The following is a 19491-nucleotide window of genomic DNA, read 5'->3' as shown; positions in this document are numbered from 1 at the left end:
GAGATCTGCGTGAGACGACGAAGCCCCGGCTCGGTGGAGTTCACCGGCCGGGGCTTCGCCGCGCCTTGGGGCGGTCAGTTTTGCTCGTCGCCCTCGGCCTCTGCGCCGACGGCGGGCGGCTCGGGTTCAGCCGGGGCCGTACTGATCCGCAGGCATCCGTCCGTGCCGAACAGCTCGATCAACTGGGACAGATGGGCGCGCGCCGCGCTGCGGCCGGGGGTCTCTCCCGTGGTCACCCGCGCCCCTCCAGGTCCGCCCACACGATCTTGCCCCAGCGCCGCTCATCCGTGCCCCAGTCGGCGGCCAGCACCGCCACGAGGCGCAGACCGCGCCCGCCTTCTTCACTGTCGTCGGCTTCGCGCTGCAACGGCCGCGCCCGGGAGAGATCCGCGACGCCGACACGTACCCGCGCAGCGCCGGGACGGTCGATGACGACCCGGATGGATTCCCGCCGGGCGTGCTGCACGGCGTTGGCCACCAACTCGGAGACGATCAGCGCCCCGTCCTCGGCCAATGCGTCCAGCCCCCAGACGGCACAGGCGGTACGAAGCAGGCGCCGCGCGGTGGCTGCGCTCTCGGGCTGCCTCGGCAGGGTCTCGCTGTACCCGGGGTGCCCGGTCTGGCGGGCCCGGGTTGTAGGTTGCGGCATGTCGGTCTGCTTCCTTCAGATCGGCCAGCCCCGGGGCCGTTCGCGCGGTCGCCGGGGCGCTTCGCGTTCAGGTAACCGGGGTGCGTGATCATGCGGAGGAGCCAACCAGGGGGCCAGGGAGGGGCCACACTAGATACGGAAGGGGGCCACCATGAGCGACACCACCGAGCGACGCCGCGAGTTCGGCGCCTACCTCGCCGATCTGCGGCGGCACTCCGGCCGCTCGCAGCGGCAGTTCGCCGCCGTGCTGTGCGCCGTGTCCGGCGCCCAGTCGATCACACGGCACGAGGTCTCCCGATGGGAGCGCGGGGAGCGCATCCCGGACGCGTGGCTGCCCACCTTCGCCCAGGTACTCGGTGTGCCGCTGCGTGAGCTGGAGCAGGCCGCCGCGTACGCCCGGGGGGATGCTCAGGCCACCCTTCCCGGGGTCGCGGCCACCCTCGCGGACTTTCTGCCCGACGGGGACGCGCTGGAGCCCCTGGCGACCCCCCGTGGCCGTCGGATCGGCGCCACCACCGTGGACGGCCTGGCGGCTCGCGTCCACGGCCTCCGGCTCGCGGACGATGTGCTGTCCGGCGGAGACCTGATCGCCCCCGCCTTCCGCGAGCTGCGCGCCGCCGTCCGCCTGTACCGCGAGTCCGAGCACTCCGAGGAGACGGGGCGCGGCCTGCTCGTACAGATCGGGGAGTTGGGCCAGATCGCCGGATGGATCGCCTCCGACGCCGGTCGGGGTGACGACGCGGAGCACGCCTACCGGCTCGGACTCTCGGCCGCCCGCCAGGCCGGGGACGCGCCGCTGGTGGCACAACTCGCGGGCAGCCTCGCCTACCACCTGACGAACAGCGGCCGGGAACGGAAGGGCCTGGAACTGGCGAAGGCAGCGGTCTCCGAGGCCGGGCCGGACGCTCCGGCCACAACCCGCGCCCTGTTCCTGGACCGCGTGGCTTGGGCGCACACGCGTGCCGGGGAGGCGCAACCGGCCCTGCGGGCTCTCGGGGAGGCCCACGCCGCGCTGGATGCCACGGACGGCCCTCCCGCGCCGACGTGGGCCTATTGGGTGAACCGCGAGGAGCTGGAGGTCATGGACGCCCGGGTGTTCACCGAGCTGCGCCGCCCGCTGCGCGCGGTGCCGCTACTCCAGGACGTGCTGGGACGCTACGACGCCACCCACGCCCGGGAGGTCGCGCTGTACCGCTCATGGTTGGCCGTGGCGCTGGCGGACGCGAACGAGCCCGAGCAGGCTGCTGAAGAGGCCCGCCGCGTCATCGACACGTCCGGCGATCTTTCCTCGGAGCGCACGGCGGAACGGGCCCGGACGGTCCTCCACCGGCTGAAGGATTACGAGGACGTGCCCGAGGCGCGCGAAGTACTGGCCGACTACGGACACTTGCTGCTGGCTTAGGGGTACGCCACTCGTTTCCGGTCGGTCAAGCTAGCAAAGTGCCTTCAGCGAAGGCGTCGAGGAAAGAGGAACTTTGCCCGATCAGCAGACACCACTGCGCCTGTCATACGAGCCGGATGACTATTTGTGCACATGGAATATCCCCGACGGAAAGGGGGGCAGCACTGAACTCCCAGGCCAATTGGAAGTACTGCCGAACCGTGCGCCAAAGGGTTCCGTGTATGGCCGCCTTCCGCTAAACCGCGACGAGCCCCAAGAAGGAGTGTTCTCCTTCTCTTTCCCGCAGGTTGTAGAAGCTCCAGTCCTATCAGGGACATTGGCCAATGGTGGATCAGTAATCCTTCTTGACGCCCACATTACTTACTGGACCATGAACCAAGGGCACGTGACTGGCAGCGCGGCCCTCTTGAGCAAAGGTGGGGAATTCTTTGGTCGGCGCAGTCCACAAATGGCGCCCGAACATGACAATGAAATCCCCCTTGTGTCGTCAATAGAATTTCAGATAACAGCACTCGATGCACTTACCGGAACTGCACCAATCGCGAGCGTGCAGACTCCAGGCGTACATCCGGACAATCCCAAGGGTTTGTGGAGTGCCAATCTTAACCTGGAAGCACGAGCTGAGTGGTCAAAGGAAGGCGTGGAGCTTTCCGTTGGCTACAACGGCCGAATGCGAACCGCAGACGGATTTGAATTTCGCCTTTGTTTTAGCCCGGTAGCGACGGTCACCTTTCAACGAGGCGTATCGCTTCGGGTTGCATTTGACGAGTTCATAGAGCCGCTCCGACGGATCAGCTCAATCGCAACTGGTAAGCCCCAGGATCTGACGTACGTAGCAGTAAGGCTGACTGACATTGCGGGTCAGTACCAGGTGTACGGCACCGGTATCACGCAGGCTCCATTTGCTAGCTCAGAAAAAGACGTTAGGAATCACCGGAGTGCCATCAGAGCTAAAGCTGACGAACTATCCCTTTTGGACCTGGTTCTCGAATGGCGCAAATATTCAGCAGAGCACCACCCTTTGGTGGAAACATATGGCTCAATGTTGCACGCACACGACCAGCACCCACGGTCGCGCTTCTTGCTGCTAATCCAAGCATTGGAAGGTCTGCACGGATACGAAACCCGCAACGAGTACGACCAACGCCGGCTTAGCCATCTATCCAAGCGAGATCAGGTCATTGACAGCCTGAGCAGCGTAGCTGACCGCGACGTGATGCAATTCTTGAAGAAGTTCCTTTCGAAGAACCCTCCCACGAGCCTCGATGCCGTATTGAAGTCCATGACTGGCGCGCTCCCTGTTGACATCATGGACCGCATTGCGGCGACCTCACTCGTTACAGAGGCCATGTCCAACCCCTCAGTAAAAACACCGGCAAATGCGCTGCGCATCGTTCGGAATAACCTTGCGCACGGCACGCGAGGCTACGATGCGTTCGAACTTGATGAAGTGGTGCGCATCCTCGAATTGGCAGTACGGGCTCATTCACTGAGAATCCTGGGGTGCCCAGATGACGTAGTGAAACGAGTCTTCGAGGAATCTGATTGATCAATCGGCTCGCCTGGGTTCTCGTTACACGCAGGAAGCCGCAGCGCTCACGGGCTACGGCTTCCTGGTGTTCAGGCGGCGGGGAGTTCCGGCCGCCCCTCGGCGGCCATGCCCCGCAGGAGACCGGCCATCACCTCCGGGACGCGGGCGCGCTGCGCGGCCGTCAGTTCCAGGGCGTCCAGCGCCCGGTTCATCGCCTCGAACATGATCTTCGTCTGGACCTCGGCCAGCGTCACCAGGCGCTCTTCCACGCCCATGCGGGCCGCGAGGTCGCACATCTTCAGCAGCCGGTCCCGTTCCTCCCCGTACAGCCGCACCCAGCCATTCACGGCCGCGCTGTACGTGGTGTCCACGCCGGGGAACTCCCCTCCCTGGCGCTCCACTTCGGAGGTCATGTCCCACACCAGGGCGTCCGCCTCGGTCTCCTGCACCCGCTCCAGCAGCCACGCCACGTGGCCCGCCGCCTGCCGGATGAGCCGGGAGACGACGACCGCCGGGTCTTCTTGCGGACCGTCCACGTCCCCGTAGGTGCGCAGGAACTCGGCCGTGGCCTCCCGGCGCTGCGCAGCGGCCCGCACCTGTGGTGCTGCGCCACCGTGCATCCGGCACACGGTCGCCCCGGTGACCGCCATGCCACGACACCGGCCGCCGGACCGCGTACGGGCCGTACAGCGGCCGTCCTCGGGCGTCTCCGGGCCGATTCCGCCGCCGGTGGCCGACTGGATGCGCGCACGGGGTCCGCGCCCTCCGGACGCGCGCATGGGGTCGTTCGCGCTCATGCTGCCTCGGCTCCCTTCCGGGCGCCCTGCACGCCCGCCTGACGGCCGTTCACGCCCAGGACCGGACCGGTTGCCGCCGGGCGCTCCAGCGGCACCACGGTTGCGCCCTGGCCGTCCTCCGGCTGCACCTCGGGGCGCCCCGCGCGGTGGGTGCCGTGCCACCACACGCTGAACATCAGCACGCCGGTCGTGGCCGCGCTCCCGGCGCAGGCGCTCAGCATCATGGACTGGTTCATGATCTTGCTCCTCAACTGTTGTTGATCTTGCTGTGCGTTCCGCCCCCCTTTCAGGGGGGGGCGGAAACGTGCACCTCGGCCGCGTGTACCGCGTGCACCTGAGCGTGTAGCTGTGACCTGCGGCTTTGCCGGGACCGTGCACCCGGCGTGCCCCGCGTGCACCTGCACGCCGAAAACGCCGCGTGCACCTGTTCGTGCACCCCTGCACGGCCTCGTGCGGGCGGTCAGAACAGGGCGCCGGACGGGGCCCGGTAGACCGTGCCCGCGCCCGCCGGACCGGCCTTCGCCTCCAACTGCCCGGCCTCCACGAGCTTGGCCAGACGGCGCCGCGCCTTCTCCTTCTGCGCCGCGCTCGGCTTCTCCGTCTCGAAGATCGCCTTGGCCGCGTCCAGGGCGGAGATCCCGCCCCGGCTCGCACCGGCCAGCGCCACGAGATCCGCCGTGTGGTGCACGGTCGTGGTGCCGGTGGTGTGGTCGTGCAGCAGACGGAACGGGCCCACCTCCGCGAACGGCTGCTTCAGGTGACGCAGGCTCACGATCGGGTCGCCCGCCTCACCCCACAGCGAGATCACCGAGCCCGAGCCCGACGTGATCCACGTAGAGCCGTAGATGTCCGCGAGGGTGTTCGGCTCGGCGCCGTTCGCGCCACGCTTCACCGTGTGGTGCAGTTCCAGCACTTGCACGCCCTCCCGCAGCGCGAACTGCCGCGCCCGGTTCCACCCGGCCCCCACCTCGTCGTCGGACAGCCCAATGGCCGCGTCCTTCAGCGAGTCCACGACCACGGTGTCCGCCCCGGCCTGCTCGCACATGCACATCAGGGTCTCGGGGTGGCGGGCGAGGTCCGCCGGAGGCGGCCCCTCCCACACCACGAGGCGTTCGCTCAGCCGGTGCGGGTCGTCCCCGGCGAAGATGCGCGCCCCGGCCCGCCGGGTCTGCGCCGGGCGGTCCATCGCGAGCAGCAGGACCCGCTTACCGGGTGCCACCGGGAACCCGAGCACCGTCGGCTGAAGGCCGATGCGCGCCCGGATGATCTGGTGTGCGAGCGTCGTCTTGCCCACTCCCTGCGGAGCCCCGATCAGCAGGGCCTCACCTTCGGCCCACAGGATCTCTTCGCCGTGTCCCCACACCGCCGGAGGCACCTCGGGGACGTTGTGGAAGAACGCCCCGCCGGGCTGGAGCAACTGCACCACGGCAGCCACCTCGGCCTGCTCGTGCTGCCGTGTCTCGGTGTCCCAGATGGACCGCATGGTCTTCAGCAGGTCCGCTTCCCCAATCGGGTCGGCGGACGCGGCGTTGGCGGCGCGCACCATGTCCGAGTACCAGGACCACCCGCGCGGCGGGGCGAACTTCCAGGCGTCGCCCGCGTAGTGCCCGGCCACGGCCGCCAGCCAGTTGTTCCCGCGCGCCGGGTCGTCGGCCGGAAGGGACAGCAGGTGGGAGAGCTGAGACCCCGACGGCCGGCCAGCTACCACGCTGCCACCCGTACCGGGCTGCGCCGTGCAGGCCAGTTCCGCCACCCAGCCGGGCAGCGGCGCCGGTTCGGCGTCGTGGACGACCGTGTAAACGTCGTCCGTCTTGGACCCCGGCACCATCACGTAGGCACGCGGACCCGTCTTGAAGTCCACGGCCTCCCCGAGCGCGTTCGAGTAGCCGTCCGTCTTGCCGCCGGTCTCTCCCTCGGGGAGCCGGAAGACCATCTGGAGGCCCCCGCGCCCCGTCCGGTACGTGAGCGTCTTGGGCATGTCCTGATCGGCGCTCAGCGCCTCCCAGGTAGCCTCACCCGGCTTGCCCCCGGCCACGTCCACGTCCACGACGGCGCGGCCGGTGAGGGTCTGCCCGATGTTGAGCAGCCCGGACGGCCCCCACTTCATCCACCACATGCGGATCTCGTCGGGGTCGGTGGTGGCGTCCTTCGAGCCGTTCCGGTGCCACACCCCGCCCTTGCCCTTCCAGTCGCGCGGGTGCTTGCCGGGCGACTTGCAGGCGTAGCTGCCGCAGGTGCACCCGTCCTCGGTCACACGGTGCGCGGGAAAGACCTTGATGCCCTCGGCCGCGAGCGCCAGGGCCGCCGCCAGCAGGCCATCAGGGTCCGCCAGAGCGCCGTTCCCGGCCTCGGTGGACTCCGGGGCCGCCGGGGTCGGTTCGGGGCGCTCGGCACCCTTCTCGTACTTCACGACTCGCTCCCCGCCTGCTGCTCGAACAGCTCGGCCAGGCGGCGCCAGAAGGCATCCCACGGGTCCGCCGGAGCGCTCGCCCGTACTTCGTGCACCCGGCCGCCGGAGGGCTCCGGCTCTCCGGCCGTCTCGTTGCGGATCACGTCCACGGCGAGCCCTCCTTGGTGGGGCGCATAGCGATGACGACCCGCAGTTCGTTCACCGGCTGACCGGTCTCCCGCGCCACAGCCTCGAAGGCGTCGCAGGAGTCGCGGATGATCTCCGCGTTGTACTGCTCGTCCGTCTTGGACGGCTTCCAGTTGCGCCCCTCGTGAGCACTGGACTTGTTCATTTCGGCCCCTCTACGCGGCAGTTGGCGTATCCGGTGCGGGCCGATGGGGATCGTCTGGGGAGACCGGAGACCAGGCGAGAGGGGCGGTATCCTGAAGGCGTAGATACCGGGCTCCCAGCGGGTCGGTCTGCACTTCGTCAGCTAGAGCGGCGTTCACCTCCAGGGGCGCCGCTCTCGCGTTTCCGGGGTCAGGGCAGCGGCAGCACCGCGCAGTGCTCCGCGTGGTCCTGCGCCACCTCCAGGGCGCCGTCGTCGCGCCGTCCGTGGCCGCACCCCGAGCACTCCCAGCGCGGCCCCATCTCGTCCTCGGTGACGGTGACCCGAGCGTCCGTGTGGACGGCGCGGAACTCGCGCTCCACCGGGGCGATCTGCTGCTGCGTCACGCTGCACCTCCGGGTGCGTTGAAGGACACGGCCAGACACTCCCGGCCGTGATGCTGCGCTGCGTGGTGCGGGTCGTCGGTGGTCTCCGACCGGCCGCAGCCGGAGCAGGCCCACCGGCCGCCCTGGACACGCACACGGCCGCCCTGGCGGGTGCTGTAGCCGTCGGGGTTCTCCGGCTGCTTCGGGCCGCTCACGGAGCCGTCCACCGGCGTCCAGGACACGTCACACCGCCCGGCACTTCGCCGCGTGGGCCTCGGCGCGCTCGCGGGCCACGTCGTCCCAGCCGTAGCCCAGTTCGTCGCGCTTTCCGCACCCGGCGCAGTGGTAGTACGACACCTCGCCCTCGGCGGTGCGCGCCGTGGTGACGATGTTCCCGCCCACGGTGCGGTACTGCTTGCCAATGTGGTCGCCGCGCTCGGGCGCCTTCGAGACCTCGTGGTCACCGGCCGCGTTGGACAGGTCGTACTGCCACTCGGCGTCGATCAGCTCGTACCGCTCCTCGCGGGTGATGTTGGCCAGGGGGCCTTCCTGTGCGGGGGCCGCCACGATGCGGCCGTCTCCGTCGGTCTTGAAGTTCATGATCAGCTCCTAGCTGAAGTGGTGGCGCGGCAGGTAGCCGCTGGGGGTGGTGGTGCACCCGGCCGCGTGCGTGCGGGCCGCATCGGTGCCTTCGCCCCGGTCCCCGCACGAAGTGCAGGCCCAGACCCGTACGCCGGGGCGGTCGGGGTGGTTGGAGGTCTCCACGCGCCCGCCGCCGTCGGCGCAGAGCACGTAGCGCGACTCCAGGGCGGCCACGTCAGGCCGCCACGAGCGCCGCAGCGGGCGGGGTGGGGTCCGGGTCGCCGGTCTCCAGCAGGCGCACCAGAGAGGCCGTCACAACGGCCGTACGGCGCCCGACACGGATCGTCCGGACGGGCAGGTCCCCGCGCTTGATCTGGTCGTACAGCGCGGACTTCCCGCAGCCGAGCGCCAGGGCGCAGCGGGTGATGCTGATGGTGGCGGGCCAGGTCTTGATCTCCGCCAGGGTCGGAGCCGAATTTGCGGTTACAGCCGTCGTCATTTCCAGTCCCTTCCGATCCTCGGTCGGTCGTTCCGTGTGATTCCAGGTAATCACTAGATACAGGAAGGTCCGGAACACTAGATGCGCAGGTCAGGATGTAGATACGGGCCTGCACTGGGGAGCTTGGTAGCTTGGCAGCTCCCTTGATCAGGGCCTTTAGTCGAGCATAACGAGATGGCAAAATCTCACAGTGCAACATTGGACGTGTAAACGCTCTAGATGCGGAATGCGCATCGCCTTGATGCGAAGTTCGCATCAGTGCTACCTTGCTGCTATGCCCAAAACCACACGTCCTTGGGGCGAACTGACGAAGCAGGTCGCACGCACCGTGCGTGACCTGCGAGAACGACGCCAGTGGACGACCGACGACCTGTCCCGTCGGCTCACCGAAGCGGACTATCCACTCGCGCAGTCCGGAGTGGCCCGCCTGGAGAGCGGCGGGCGGCGGATCACCGTGGACGACCTGGAAGCCCTCGCGGCCGTCTTCGGCGTCCACCCCACGACCCTGCTCTCCTCGGGCACCCCCGAAGCCGATCCGTGCGCCGTCTACGGCCACAGCTACGACGCTCGCAAGATCACAGGCCCCGGTCCGCGCACCTGCAACGACTGCGGCCACACCGAGGAACTGGGGGACTGACCATGCCCGACCCGATCAAGAAGCTGCCGCCCAACCGAAGGGGCCAGATCAGGTACCGCGCCGTGATCGACATCGGTTACGAGCCGCAGACGGACAAGGCCACCGGCGAAGTGATCACCGACCCGGCCACCGGCGAGCCGAAGATGAAGCGGAAGCAGCTCACCATCACGAAGGACACGAAGACGGCGGTGAAGGACGAGCTGGCCCGCATCCGCCACCAGCGCAGCGCGGGCACGTACGTGGCCCCCGCGAAGATGACCGTCAGCGCCCTGCTGGACCTGTGGCTGAAGTCGGCCACGCGCGACGTGGAAGAGGCCACGGCCAGCAACTACAACAACGCTCTACGGCCCGTGCGGAAGTACCTCGGGCACAAGCCCGTCCAAGAGTTGAGCGAAGAGGACGTGGAAGCGTTCATCGACTGGATGGTGTCCGAGGGGCGGCAGCGCGGCGGCAAGCCTGGAACGGGCCTCGGCATACGGTCGGTGCGCCTCACCCTGGGGCGCCTGCGCTCGGCGCTGAACCTCGCGGTGCGGCGCGGCCTGGTGGTTCGCAACGTGGCGGAGCATGTGACGATCTCGAAGCAGGCCAAGGAGAAGGCGCAGAAGAACGCGGCCACGCACAAGCCGTGGAACGAGGACGAGGTGAAGCGGTTCCTGGAGGGCATTCAGGGACACCGGTCCTACGCCCCCATGCTGCTCGCCCTGATCGCAGAGCGTCCGGCGGAAGTGTGCGGCGCCCGCTGGAGCCCGGACGTGGACCTGACGGCCGGGACGATCGCCGTCGGCACCAACACGCGGACGATCGTCTACGACCGCACCCAGGAGAGGGGGCAACGGAACAAGGTCGTGGAGAAGGGGGCGAAGACCGAGGCCGGGAAGCGCACCCTGCCGCTACCGAAGCCGGTCCTGCGGGCGCTGAAGGCGTTCCGCGCCGCTCAGGCGGCGGAGAAGCTGGCCGCCGGGGAGGCGTACGAGGACAGCGGGTACGTCCTCGTGGACGAGCTGGGGCAGCCGTGGAAGACGGACAAGCTCCGGCGCGAGGCGCACAAGCTGATGGCCACCACGGGCGTGCGGAAGGTGCGGCTGTACGACGCACGGCACGCCTGCCTGTCGTGGATGGCGAACAACGGGGTGCCGGACACGGTGGTCTCCGCGTGGGCCGGTCATTCGGACCTCGGGTTCACGAAGCGTACCTACGTGCACCCCGACCCGCAGTCGTTGAAGGCGGGTTCGGAGAAGCTGGCCGAACTGCTCGGCTGACCTTGATCAACAGCGTTTGTGAGAAATTGTGAGACGGCGGCCCTGGAAACGATCAAGAGGGGCCCCGAAGGACCCCTCTGACCTTGTACTTCACCGTCGGGACGACAGGATTTGAACCTGCGACCCCTTGACCCCCAGTCAAGTGCGCTACCAAGCTGCGCCACGTCCCGGTGGTGGTTCCGCGCGGTGGGCGCGCGGTCACGCGGAGCACTGTACCCCAATCACCCGGTCATCCCGAAGCCGACGGAGGCGCGGGACAATCGGGGTATGGACAGTCCGAGCGATCTTCCGAGGGACGCCGGCGGCGTCCCGCCCCGCCCCGTGGCCGCGCGGGAGCGTGACGCGCGGGACCGCGACGAGCAGGGGCGGGCCCGCAACGCCCGGCCGCGTGACGGGCTCGGGCGGCCCCTGCCGTACGGCGCGCCCGGGGTGGAGCGGCAGCCCGAGGGCGTGGTGCGCACGCCCGAGGAGACGGTCGGCGAGGCGCAGCGGCTGCTGGACGGCGGCCGGCCCTTCCACGCGCACGAGGTGTTCGAGGACGCCTGGAAGTCGGGTCCCGCCGGGGAGCGGGAGCTGTGGCGGGGCATGGCCCAGCTCGCCGTGGGGCTGACGCACGCGGCGCGCGGCAACGCCGTCGGCGGCGCCAGGCTGCTGCGGCGCGGCGCCACCGCGGTGACCCGGTGGACGGCGTCGGCGACCGGGCGGGAACGGCCGTACGGGCTCGATGTCGCCGGACTCACCTACTGGGCGCGGGAGTTGGCCGAGGAGGTGGACGAGGGCGTGGCGGTGGACGCGGGCGCGCGGGCGCCCCGGCTGCGCGGCTGAGCGCGCGGGCCCCTCCCACCGCGGGGCGGCGCCCACGGCCGGGCCCCTCCCCCGCCCGTGGGCGCCCCCCGGTACCGGTGGTGCCCGCGGGGTACGGCAGACTCGGGGCGTGCGGAAGATTCATGTCATCGGTATCGGCGCGGGCGACCCGGATCAACTGACCCTCCAGGCGGTCAGGGCGATGCGGGACACGGATGTGTTCTTCGTCCTGGACAAGGGCGAGGTGAAGGCCGACCTGACCCGGTTGCGCCGGGACATGCTGGAGGCGCATCTGCCGGAGGGGTCGTACCGGGTCGTGGAGGCCCGCGATCCCGACCGGGACCGTACGGCGGGCGGCAGCGCCTACGCCGCGGCCGTCGACGACTGGCGCGGCGCCCGGTCCGAGATCTGCGAGCGGCTGATCGCCGGGGAACTGGCCGAGGACGGCACCGGCGCCTTCCTGGTGTGGGGCGACCCCACCCTGTACGACAGCACACTGGCCGTTCTGGACGGGATCCTGGAGCGCGGCGAGGTCGAGTTCACCTACGAGGTCGTACCCGGTGTCAGCAGTGTCTCCTCGCTGGTCGCCCGGCACCGCACGGGGCTCAACCGGGTGGGACGCCCGGTGCAGATCACCACCGGGCGGCGGCTGGCGGAGGGGCTTCCCGAGGGGGTGGACGACGTGGTGGTGATGCTCGACGCCCACCAGACCTTCCGCCGGTACGCGGACCAGGACATCGACATCTACTGGGGCGCCTACCTCGGCACCCCGGACGAGATCCTGGAGTCCGGCCCGATCGCCGAGGCCGGGCCGCGCATCGAGCGGCTGCGCGCGGAGGCCCGGGAGCGCAAGGGCTGGATCATGGACACCTATCTGCTGCGGCGCCGCCCCAACGACGCCTAGGGTCTTTCGTTTGGACCAGGCCGGATCAGGGAGCGGGGTCCGGCGCCGTGCGTCGCGAGGCGGAGGAGGGAGTCGGGGCGGAGCCCTGGCGACCGACGGCAACGCGGCGAGGTGCGCTGCCAGGGACCGTGGGCCCGGCATGATCCAAACAAGAGGCCCTGGCCCGAGGGCCGGAGGACGTCGGGGACCGCGGATACGCCGTCCCGCCGGGCCGTCATCAACCCGCCGGGCCGTCATCGCTCCCCGCCCGTTCGCCACCGTTCCGTCACCGATGCTCCGTCACCGGGGTGCCGTCGGTCCGCGCGGCCGTCCGTTCCCCGGCGCGGCGGGCGCTCTCCCGGGGACTGCCCGCACCGACCGGGAGCGGCCCCGGTGCCGACCGGGCGGCTCCCGGGCGCTCACGCGGTCGCGGATCCCTGGGCGCCGCGGGCGGTCACCGCAGGGGGCCGGCGGCCCGTTGCAGCCGGAGCTGGCCGATCTCCGCGACGTTCTTCATCAGTTCGGCGTTCACCCAGGCGGCCATGTCCGCGACCGAGTACGCCGGGTCGTCCTGCGGGGGGAACGGGGCGGTCGCGTCCAGGTCGGCGGCGGTGAGACCGTCCAGCGCGGCGAGCCAGTCGGTGCGCAGGCCGCGCAGCCATTCCACGGTCGGAGCGCCCTCACCCGGCCAGACGACGGCCTCGCGCTCCCGGGGCGCCCGGCCGTGGGCGTGGTCGGCGGCCACGCCCCACCACCATCCGATGTGCCAGCTCAGCCAGCCGATGGTCGGCACGGGGACGGGGTCGGGCTCGGACTCCGCCCAGTCCGGCACCCAGGCGCCGTCACCGTCCCGGCGCATCGTCCAGCAGACGCCGGCGGGCTCCCACAGGAAGTCGTCGGGACCCAGCCGTTCCAGGTGGTACTCGAACAGCGCCCAGGTCAGGTCGAACTGCCGACGCAGCAACGCGGTCACGGGGTTCGGGGCGGGGGCGTCGGGGTGTGCGGAAGTGGCCATCGGCCGACCCTCGCACATCTTCCGGCGTCCACGGAACCGGGTGTCCGGTGGCACGGCCCGCCATCCGGCGACCGGCCGCCAACGCCGTTCTCCACACGGGGTGTTGGCGACCGCGCCGGTGGCCGCGACGGCCGGTGGCCGCCACCACCGGCCACCACCGGCCACTCCGCCGTCGGCCCTCGGGCCCTGCGGAACCCCCGGTCGGCGACCCCCGTCCACCCGGTGGCACCGGGCCCGCGCGCCGCCCGCGCCTCCCCGGTCCACACCTCCCGGTCCGTCCGGGTCCGCCCTTCCCCGGCCCGGGCCTCAGGCCCGTTCCACCAGCACCGCGCTGCCCTGGCCCACGCCGACGCACATCGTGGCGAGCCCGCGGGCGGCCCCCGTGCGACGCATCCGGTGGAGCAGGGTGGTGAGGATGCGGGCGCCGGAACAGCCGAGCGGGTGGCCCAGGGCGATGGCACCGCCCGTGGGGTTCACCAGATCGGGGTCGATGCCGAGCCGGTCCACGCAGGCGAGGGCCTGGGCGGCGAACGCCTCGTTGACCTCGGCCTCCGCGAGGTCGTCGACGCTCCAGCCGGCGCGGGCGAGGACCCTGCGGGTGGCGGGCACCGGCCCGATGCCCATCACATCGGGGTGGACCCCGGCCGAGCCCCCGGCGACATAGCGGCCGAGCGACGCCAGACCGAGCCCGTCCAGCGCCTCCTCACTGACCAGGAGGAGCCCGGCCGCGCCGTCGTTCATCGGGGAGGCGTTGCCCGCGGTGACCGTGCCGCCGGGGCGGAAGACCGGCTTGAGCCGGGCGAGTCTGTCCGCGGAGGTGTCCTCGCGCACGCACTCGTCCCGGTCGACGACCACGCCGTCGGGGCGTTCCACCGGGATCAGTTCGTCGTCGAAGTACCCCTTCTCACGTGCTCCGGCCGCCCGTTGGTGGCTGCGCAGGGCGAACTCGTCCTGGCGTTCGCGGGAGACGCCGTACCGCTCGGCGACCTCCTCGGCGGTCTCGCCCATGGCCAGCAGACCGTGGAGGTCCTTCATCGCCGGGTTGACCAGGCGCCAGCCGAGCCGGGTGTCGGCGGTCTCCATGCGGTGCGGCAGGGCCTCGTCGGGTCGGGGCAGCAGGAACGGGGCCCGGCTCATGGACTCGGAGCCGCCCGCCAGCACGATGTCCGCCTCCCCGGCGGCGATGGTGCGGGCCGCCGCGGTGACGGCCTCCATCCCGGAGGCGCAGAGCCGGTTCACCGTGGCGCCCGGCACCGAGTCGGGAAGCCCGGCGAGCAGCACGGCCATGCGGGCGACGTTGCGGTTGTCCTCCCCGGCCTGGTTGGCGGCGCCCCAGTAGACCTCGTCGACGCGGGCCGGGTCGAGCGCGGGCACCCCGGCGACCAGATCGCGGATCACGGCGGCGGCGAGGTCGTCGGGACGCACGGTGGACAGGGCGCCGCGGAGCTTGCCGATCGGGGTGCGGCGGGCGGCAGCGAAGTGGACGGGACGCACGAGGGGTCTCCTGTTCGTCGTCGCTCGGTCACCGGGCGGAGGGGCGCCCGCCGGTCTCCCGAGCCTGTGCTGCTCCGGGTCCTCCCGGAGTTAATTAGCACCGCTAGTTTCGGACTATAGACCGCGGCCGACACCCTGGGAAGATCCTCCGGGAGACACCCGTACGGCGCGCACCGGACCCCTCGCGGGCGGACCGGAACGCACCCTCCGCTCCGGGACGCGCCCCACCCCGCCCGGCCGCACCTCGACGACCTCGACCGCCCCCCGGACCCCCGCACCCGCAGACCGCGCCCCGCGTTTCCCGGGCCCGGCCCCGGGCACCCGCCCCGCACGAACGGCCCAGAGGGCGCGCCCGCGCCAGGAGAGGGGCATCCCATGGCAGAAGCCCCGGGGACCGGCGCGGCGGCGTCCGGCCGTCCCGCCGGGTCGGCGGCCGTGCGCGGCGACGCGCGCGTCGTGCGGGAACTCGTCGCCGCGCACGGGCGGACGTTCGCCGAGGAGGCGGGCATCCGGCTCAAGGACACCCCGCAGCCCCTGTACCGGCTGCTGGTCCTCGCCCATCTGCTCAGCGCCCGCATCCGCGGCTCGGTCGCCGTGGCCACCGCCCGCGCGCTGTCCGAGGCGGGGCTGCGCGACCCGCGCCGGATGGCGGACGCCGACTGGCAGGAACGCGTGGACGCGCTGGGCCGCGGCGGCTACCGGCGCTACGACGAGCGCACCGCCACCCAGCTCGGCGAGGGCGCCGAACTGCTGCTGGACCGGTGGCGCGGCGATCTGCGCCGGCTGCGCGGGGAGGCCGACGGCACGGTGGCGGAGGAACGGCGGCTGCTCCAGGAGTTCCCCGGGATGGGACCGGCGGGCGCGGACATCTTCCTGCGCGAGGCCCAGCGGGTCTGGCCGGAGGCGGCTCCCCGTCTGGACCGCAAGGCCCTGGAGGGAGCCGGGCGGCTGGGCCTGCCCGAGGATCCGGACCGGCTGCTCGGCCTGGCCGGGCGCACGGAACCGGCGGTGCTGGCCGCCGCGCTCGTGCGGGCGGCGCTGGAGAAGGACATCACCCGGGACTCGCTCACCGCGGCGTGACCCGGGGCCGTCGTCCGTGCCCGGCGCCACCGCCGCGCACGCCCCCGGGCCAGGACTCGTCCCCCGGTCGGGCCCCGTGCGCTGGTGGGGGCGCGGGCGGGGTGATGCCCTGGGGACACCGTGCCGCGTTCCCAGGAGGCCCCCGTGATGAGCCGTCGACCGCCCCGTCCCGTCCGTCTCCTCGCCTCCGCGCTGGCGGCGGGCGCGCTGCTGGCCACGGCGGCCTGCTCGGACGGCGGCGGCTCCGGGGCCGCCCCCGACACCGCCGAGCAGGCCCGTCCGGCCTCCGCCGCCGTCGTGCCGCCCGCCGCGGACGAGGCCGCCGCCTCGCCCGGCGCCTCCCCCGGCACGCTCACCGAGGCCGGGGCGAAGGCCGCCCTGATCACCGAGGCGGACCTGGAGGCCGACTGGACCCAGGTCGACGACGCGGACACCTGGCGCGACTCCCTGCTCGTCGGCAAGGTCGACGTCGCGGACTTCCTCACCGCGAAGGCCGACGCGCAGGAGTGCCAGAAGCTGCTCGACCGGCTCTACTCCCAGGAGGCCCTGGGCAAGCCGTCCGGCGCCTCCGCCGTCACCGGCTTCCGGCAGGGCGAATCACGGCTGTTCGAGCAGGTCGCCGCGTACGACGGCGCGCTCGACGACGCCTGGAGGTGGTTCGGCTCGCTGCACCGGACCTGCGACGAGTTCACCGCGACCGGCGGTCCGGGCGGCAAGCGGACCGTCCAGGTCATCGAGACCCCGATGCCCGAGGTGGGCGATGCCCGCCAGGGCCTGCGGGTCACCGTGAAGGGCACCGCCAACGGCGAACCCACCACGCTCACCCTGGACGTGGCCACCGTGCGCGTGGGCGACAACGCCCTCACCGTCACCGGCGGCGGACTCGGCGGCGGCCAGGCGGAGTCCGTGTCGCGGGGCGTGGAGCAGGGCACCGAACGGCTCAAGACCGTCCTGGCGGGCAAGACCCCCAGCTCGAACCCCTCCCAGTTCGACTGACGCCTCCCCCGGCGCCCCGGTGCGGGAGCCGGAGTCCGGCCCCACTCGGGGGCCGGGGGCCTCGGTCCGCGCTCGCGTCCTGACCCTCCGGGGGACCACCGCCTCAAGACACCCGGGGTCCACCGGGCCCGAACTCCCGCCCCTAGCAACGGGATTCACCCGGGCCCGGGCGCACCCCCGGTCTGGACCCCCACCCCCGGCCGCGCCCGGCCTCAACGCCCCGCACCGGAGCCGCGGCGTCCGGCCCCGACCCGTCGCCCGAGCCCCCTGCCCAGGCTCCCGCCCGAACGCCGGCCATGACCTCCGGGGTGACCGATGGACACGGATGTTCCTCTTCCGTTTCCAGGACAGGAAGATCACCCGGCGGCACAATGGTCCCCGTCCGCCCGTCCTGGAGGAGTATGACCACCCTTGCCGACCCCGTCCCCGGCGGCCGTCCCGGTGATGTCGAGCGGGCCACGGCCCTGTGCGGCGAGCTGTCCGCGCGGGGCGTCCACGGTGTCGTCCTCGCCTGTACCGACACCGCCGGGATCACCCGGGTGAAGACCGTCCCCACCGCGAAGCTGGCCTCCGCCGCCGCCTGGGGCGTCGGCATGTCGCCGGTGTTCGACACCTTCCTGGCGGACGACTCCCACGTGGCCACGGACGTTCTCGGCTCCCCCGACGGCGATCTGCGCCTCTACCCGGACCTGGACCGGCTGACCGTGCTGGCCGCGCAGCCCGGATGGGCCTGGGCCCCGGTGGACCGCATCACCCAGGAGGGTGAACCGCACCCGGCCTGCGCCCGGACCGTGCTGCGCCGGACCGTCGCGGACGCCGCCGCACGGCACGGCCTCGCCTTCCGCGCCGCCGTCGAGGTCGAGTGGATGCTCGGCCGGGGCGACGCGCCCGGCGGCGCCTTCGTCCCCGTGGCCCCGGGACCGGCGTACGGGGCGGTCCGGCAGGTGGAGCTGAGCGACTGGGCCGCCGAGCTGCTGGCGGCGTTCGCCGCGCAGGGCGTGGACGTGGAGCAGTTGCACCCCGAGTACGCGGCGGGCCAGTTCGAGGTCTCGGTGGGCGCCCTGGACCCGGTGGCGGCGGCCGACCGCAGCCTGCTGGTCCGGCAGACCGTGCGCGCCGTGGCCCGGCGGCACGGGCTGCGCGTCTCCTTCGCCCCCGCCGTCGGGGCCGAGGGCGTCGGCAACGGCGGGCACCTCCATCTGTCGGCGTGGCGGGACGGGCGGAACCTGCACGCGGGCGGCGACGGCCGGTACGGCATGACCGCCGAGGCCGAGTCGTTCGTGGCCGGGGTGCTCGCCCACCTCCCGGCGCTGACGGCGGTGACGGCGCCCAGTCCGGCGAGCCGGCTGCGGCTGCGGCCCTCCCAGTGGGCGGGGGTGTTCACCGCGTGGGGCCGGGAGACGCGGGAGGCCGCCCTGCGGGTGGTCACCGGCACCCTCGGGGTGCGCGAGCGGGCGGCGAACCTGGAGATCAAACCCGTCGACCTGGCGGCCAACCCGTATCTCGCGCTCACCTGCGCGATCGCCGCCGGGCTGGACGGGATCGCCTCGTCGGCGCCGCTGCCCGGGGAGATCACCGGCGATCCCGCCCGGCTGGACCCGGCCGCGGCGGCGGCCCGGGGCGTGCGGCGGCTGCCGGAGTCGCTGGCGGAGTCCGTCGAGGCGTTCCGGGCGGACCCGGTGGTGCGGGGCTCGCTGGGCCCGGTCCTCGCCGACGCGGTCGTCGCCGTGCGGCGGGGGGAGATCGCGGCGGCCGAGGGGCTGGACGACGAGCGGCTGGCGGCGGCCTACCGCTGGGTGTACTGAGATGCCCGCCGCGCCCGGGGCGCCCACCGGGCCGCCGCTCCGGTCGCGGACCGCCTCTCCGGGTCCGGGCCGTTCCGCGGACCGCCGCACCGCGCCGAAGCACCGCTCCGGCGCACCGCTCCGCCGTACCGCTCCGGCGCGCGGGAGGTGGCCGGATCCCATCGCCCGGAGTCCCGCCGCCCCGGCCGAGCGGGGCGGGTCCGCGGGGCGCGCGGCACGCTCTCCGACGCGGGGTCCCCGGCCCGCGGGCGGACGGGGCCGGGGGCGGGCGGCGACGGGAGGAGGGGGCCGCGAGGGGGGAACGGCCGCGTGCCGTACGAAGGCTGGGCGGCGTGGGGACGGTCACAGTCCCGCACGGCGACCAGGAAGCACGAGACCCTGAAAGTATGATCAAGCGATGTCTGACATGACCGAAACCACACCGGGCTGGCTGACGAACGACGAGCTGGAAATGGCCAGAGCCCGTATGCCGATCCTGTACGTCGAGGCCGTTCCCGTGCGGGTCGACGACAGCGGGGAAGTCACCAGCGTCGGCCTGCTGCTGCGGATCGGGCCGGACGGCACGGTCAGCCGGACGCTGGTCTCCGGCCGGGTCCTGCACCACGAGCGGGTGCGCGACGCGCTGCTGCGCCACCTGGAGAAGGACCTCGGTCCGGTGGCCCTGCCCCGCGTCCCGTCCTCGCTCCAGCCGTTCACGGTGGCCGAGTACTTCCCCACCCAGGGGGTGACGGCCTATCACGATCCCCGGCAGCACGCCGTGTCGCTGGCCTACGTGGTGCCGGTGACCGGTGACTGCCGGCCCCGCCAGGACGCCCTGGACCTGGTCTGGTTCAGCCCCCGCGAGGCCCTGTCCCCGGCGGTGCGGAACGAGATGCCGGGCGGCCACGGCATCCTTCTCAGGCAGGCCCTCGCCCATGTGGGCCACGTGGACTGACCGCCGCGGGGTGCGCGCCGC

At 72.1% G+C, this 19491-nt stretch carries 23 protein-coding genes and 1 tRNA gene; 10 read left to right on the top strand and 14 right to left on the bottom strand.

Going from position 1 to position 19491, the window contains the following annotated elements; all coding sequences use genetic code 11:
- Nucleotides 1-74: 74 nt before the first annotated feature.
- Both ACZ7LB_RS26265 and ACZ7LB_RS26260 read right to left on the bottom strand, forming a co-directional pair.
- Nucleotides 75-236, bottom strand: a complete 162-nt coding sequence (locus ACZ7LB_RS26265; protein WP_158693656.1) for a hypothetical protein — start codon at nucleotides 234-236, stop codon at nucleotides 75-77.
- Nucleotides 233-649: an ATP-binding protein gene (locus ACZ7LB_RS26260; RefSeq protein WP_471471679.1), complete on the bottom strand. Its 417-nt coding sequence runs from the start codon at nucleotides 647-649 to the stop codon at nucleotides 233-235. Before ACZ7LB_RS26260 ends, ACZ7LB_RS26265 begins: the two co-directional genes overlap by 4 nt.
- 151 nt (nucleotides 650-800) lie before the next feature.
- On the opposite strand from ACZ7LB_RS26260, the gene ACZ7LB_RS26255 reads away from it, so the two are divergent.
- Nucleotides 801-2051, top strand: coding sequence for a helix-turn-helix domain-containing protein (locus ACZ7LB_RS26255; protein WP_471471678.1), 1251 nt, complete (start codon nucleotides 801-803; stop codon nucleotides 2049-2051).
- Nucleotides 2052-2124: 73 nt separating this feature from the next.
- Nucleotides 2125-3600 carry an ApeA N-terminal domain 1-containing protein gene (locus ACZ7LB_RS26250; protein WP_471471677.1) on the top strand — a complete coding sequence of 492 codons (1476 nt, stop codon included), beginning with the start codon at nucleotides 2125-2127 and terminating at the stop codon, nucleotides 3598-3600.
- Between the two features lie 71 nt (nucleotides 3601-3671).
- On the opposite strand, the gene ACZ7LB_RS26245 is transcribed toward ACZ7LB_RS26250, so the two are convergent.
- From ACZ7LB_RS26245 to ACZ7LB_RS26205, 9 genes are all read right to left on the bottom strand, one after another.
- Nucleotides 3672-4202 (bottom strand): hypothetical protein, encoded by a 531-nt coding sequence (locus ACZ7LB_RS26245; protein WP_471471676.1) that lies wholly within the window; start codon nucleotides 4200-4202, stop codon nucleotides 3672-3674.
- A 173-nt stretch (nucleotides 4203-4375) separates the two neighbouring features.
- Entirely contained in the window at nucleotides 4376-4615 is a 240-nt protein-coding gene (locus ACZ7LB_RS26240) for a hypothetical protein (protein WP_471471675.1), read from the bottom strand.
- 224 nt (nucleotides 4616-4839) lie between these two features.
- On the bottom strand, nucleotides 4840-6789 hold the full coding sequence (locus ACZ7LB_RS26235; RefSeq protein ID WP_471471674.1) for a bifunctional DNA primase/polymerase: 1950 nt from the start codon (nucleotides 6787-6789) through the stop codon (nucleotides 4840-4842).
- Entirely contained in the window at nucleotides 6786-6938 is a 153-nt protein-coding gene (locus ACZ7LB_RS26230; RefSeq protein WP_471471673.1) for a hypothetical protein, read from the bottom strand. The genes ACZ7LB_RS26235 and ACZ7LB_RS26230 overlap by 4 nt, the downstream gene beginning before the upstream one ends.
- Nucleotides 6929-7120: a hypothetical protein gene (locus ACZ7LB_RS26225; RefSeq protein ID WP_471471672.1), complete on the bottom strand. Its 192-nt coding sequence runs from the start codon at nucleotides 7118-7120 to the stop codon at nucleotides 6929-6931. Before ACZ7LB_RS26225 ends, ACZ7LB_RS26230 begins: the two co-directional genes overlap by 10 nt.
- Before the next feature lie 188 nt (nucleotides 7121-7308).
- The gene (locus ACZ7LB_RS26220; RefSeq protein ID WP_471471671.1) at nucleotides 7309-7503 is read right to left on the bottom strand and encodes a hypothetical protein; all 195 of its coding nucleotides are present in this window, start codon (nucleotides 7501-7503) and stop codon (nucleotides 7309-7311) included.
- Between the two features lie 222 nt (nucleotides 7504-7725).
- Nucleotides 7726-8082 (bottom strand): hypothetical protein, encoded by a 357-nt coding sequence (locus ACZ7LB_RS26215; protein ID WP_471471670.1) that lies wholly within the window; start codon nucleotides 8080-8082, stop codon nucleotides 7726-7728.
- A gap of 9 nt (nucleotides 8083-8091) precedes the next feature.
- Nucleotides 8092-8298, bottom strand: coding sequence for a hypothetical protein (locus ACZ7LB_RS26210; protein WP_471471669.1), 207 nt, complete (start codon nucleotides 8296-8298; stop codon nucleotides 8092-8094).
- A 1-nt stretch (nucleotide 8299) separates the two neighbouring features.
- Entirely contained in the window at nucleotides 8300-8563 is a 264-nt protein-coding gene (locus ACZ7LB_RS26205; RefSeq protein WP_451782802.1) for a DNA-binding protein, read from the bottom strand.
- A gap of 274 nt (nucleotides 8564-8837) precedes the next feature.
- On the opposite strand from ACZ7LB_RS26205, the gene ACZ7LB_RS26200 reads away from it, so the two are divergent.
- The gene (locus ACZ7LB_RS26200; RefSeq protein ID WP_471471668.1) at nucleotides 8838-9200 is read left to right on the top strand and encodes a helix-turn-helix domain-containing protein; all 363 of its coding nucleotides are present in this window, start codon (nucleotides 8838-8840) and stop codon (nucleotides 9198-9200) included.
- Nucleotides 9201-9202: 2 nt separating this feature from the next.
- Complete coding sequence (locus ACZ7LB_RS26195) at nucleotides 9203-10459, top strand: tyrosine-type recombinase/integrase (RefSeq protein WP_471471667.1); 1257 nt, start codon at nucleotides 9203-9205, stop codon at nucleotides 10457-10459.
- A gap of 96 nt (nucleotides 10460-10555) precedes the next feature.
- Here ACZ7LB_RS26195 and ACZ7LB_RS26190 read toward each other — a convergent pair.
- Nucleotides 10556-10629, bottom strand: a tRNA-Pro gene (locus tag ACZ7LB_RS26190).
- A gap of 97 nt (nucleotides 10630-10726) precedes the next feature.
- On the opposite strand from ACZ7LB_RS26190, the gene ACZ7LB_RS26185 reads away from it, so the two are divergent.
- The gene (locus ACZ7LB_RS26185) at nucleotides 10727-11284 is read left to right on the top strand and encodes a DUF309 domain-containing protein (RefSeq protein ID WP_471471666.1); all 558 of its coding nucleotides are present in this window, start codon (nucleotides 10727-10729) and stop codon (nucleotides 11282-11284) included.
- Between the two features lie 109 nt (nucleotides 11285-11393).
- Complete coding sequence (cobF, locus tag ACZ7LB_RS26180) at nucleotides 11394-12167, top strand: precorrin-6A synthase (deacetylating) (protein WP_471471665.1); 774 nt, start codon at nucleotides 11394-11396, stop codon at nucleotides 12165-12167.
- Nucleotides 12168-12600: 433 nt separating this feature from the next.
- Here cobF and ACZ7LB_RS26175 read toward each other — a convergent pair whose 3' ends face one another.
- Nucleotides 12601-13161, bottom strand: a complete 561-nt coding sequence (locus ACZ7LB_RS26175) for a DinB family protein (protein WP_471471664.1) — start codon at nucleotides 13159-13161, stop codon at nucleotides 12601-12603.
- A 306-nt stretch (nucleotides 13162-13467) separates the two neighbouring features.
- Nucleotides 13468-14655 carry a thiolase family protein gene (locus ACZ7LB_RS26170; RefSeq protein ID WP_471471663.1) on the bottom strand — a complete coding sequence of 396 codons (1188 nt, stop codon included), beginning with the start codon at nucleotides 14653-14655 and terminating at the stop codon, nucleotides 13468-13470.
- 375 nt (nucleotides 14656-15030) lie between these two features.
- Here ACZ7LB_RS26170 and ACZ7LB_RS26165 point away from each other — a divergent pair, with 375 nt between their 5' ends.
- The 4 genes from ACZ7LB_RS26165 to ACZ7LB_RS26150 all read left to right on the top strand — a co-directional run bounded on the left by ACZ7LB_RS26165 (nucleotide 15031) and on the right by ACZ7LB_RS26150 (nucleotide 19470).
- Nucleotides 15031-15735: an HhH-GDP family DNA glycosylase gene (locus ACZ7LB_RS26165; RefSeq protein ID WP_471471662.1), complete on the top strand. Its 705-nt coding sequence runs from the start codon at nucleotides 15031-15033 to the stop codon at nucleotides 15733-15735.
- A 147-nt stretch (nucleotides 15736-15882) separates the two neighbouring features.
- Entirely contained in the window at nucleotides 15883-16731 is an 849-nt protein-coding gene (locus tag ACZ7LB_RS26160) for a hypothetical protein (RefSeq protein ID WP_471471661.1), read from the top strand.
- Nucleotides 16732-17132: 401 nt separating this feature from the next.
- Nucleotides 17133-18536, top strand: coding sequence for a type I glutamate--ammonia ligase (locus ACZ7LB_RS26155; RefSeq protein WP_471471660.1), 1404 nt, complete (start codon nucleotides 17133-17135; stop codon nucleotides 18534-18536).
- A gap of 397 nt (nucleotides 18537-18933) precedes the next feature.
- A complete protein-coding gene (locus ACZ7LB_RS26150) occupies nucleotides 18934-19470 on the top strand; it encodes an NUDIX hydrolase family protein (RefSeq protein ID WP_202551455.1) in 537 nt (178 codons plus the stop codon).
- Nucleotides 19471-19491 lie beyond the last annotated feature (21 nt).

The organism is Streptomyces sp. NPDC107521, from assembly GCF_055598485.1.
This window is presented reverse-complemented; position numbering and strand designations above follow the sequence as displayed.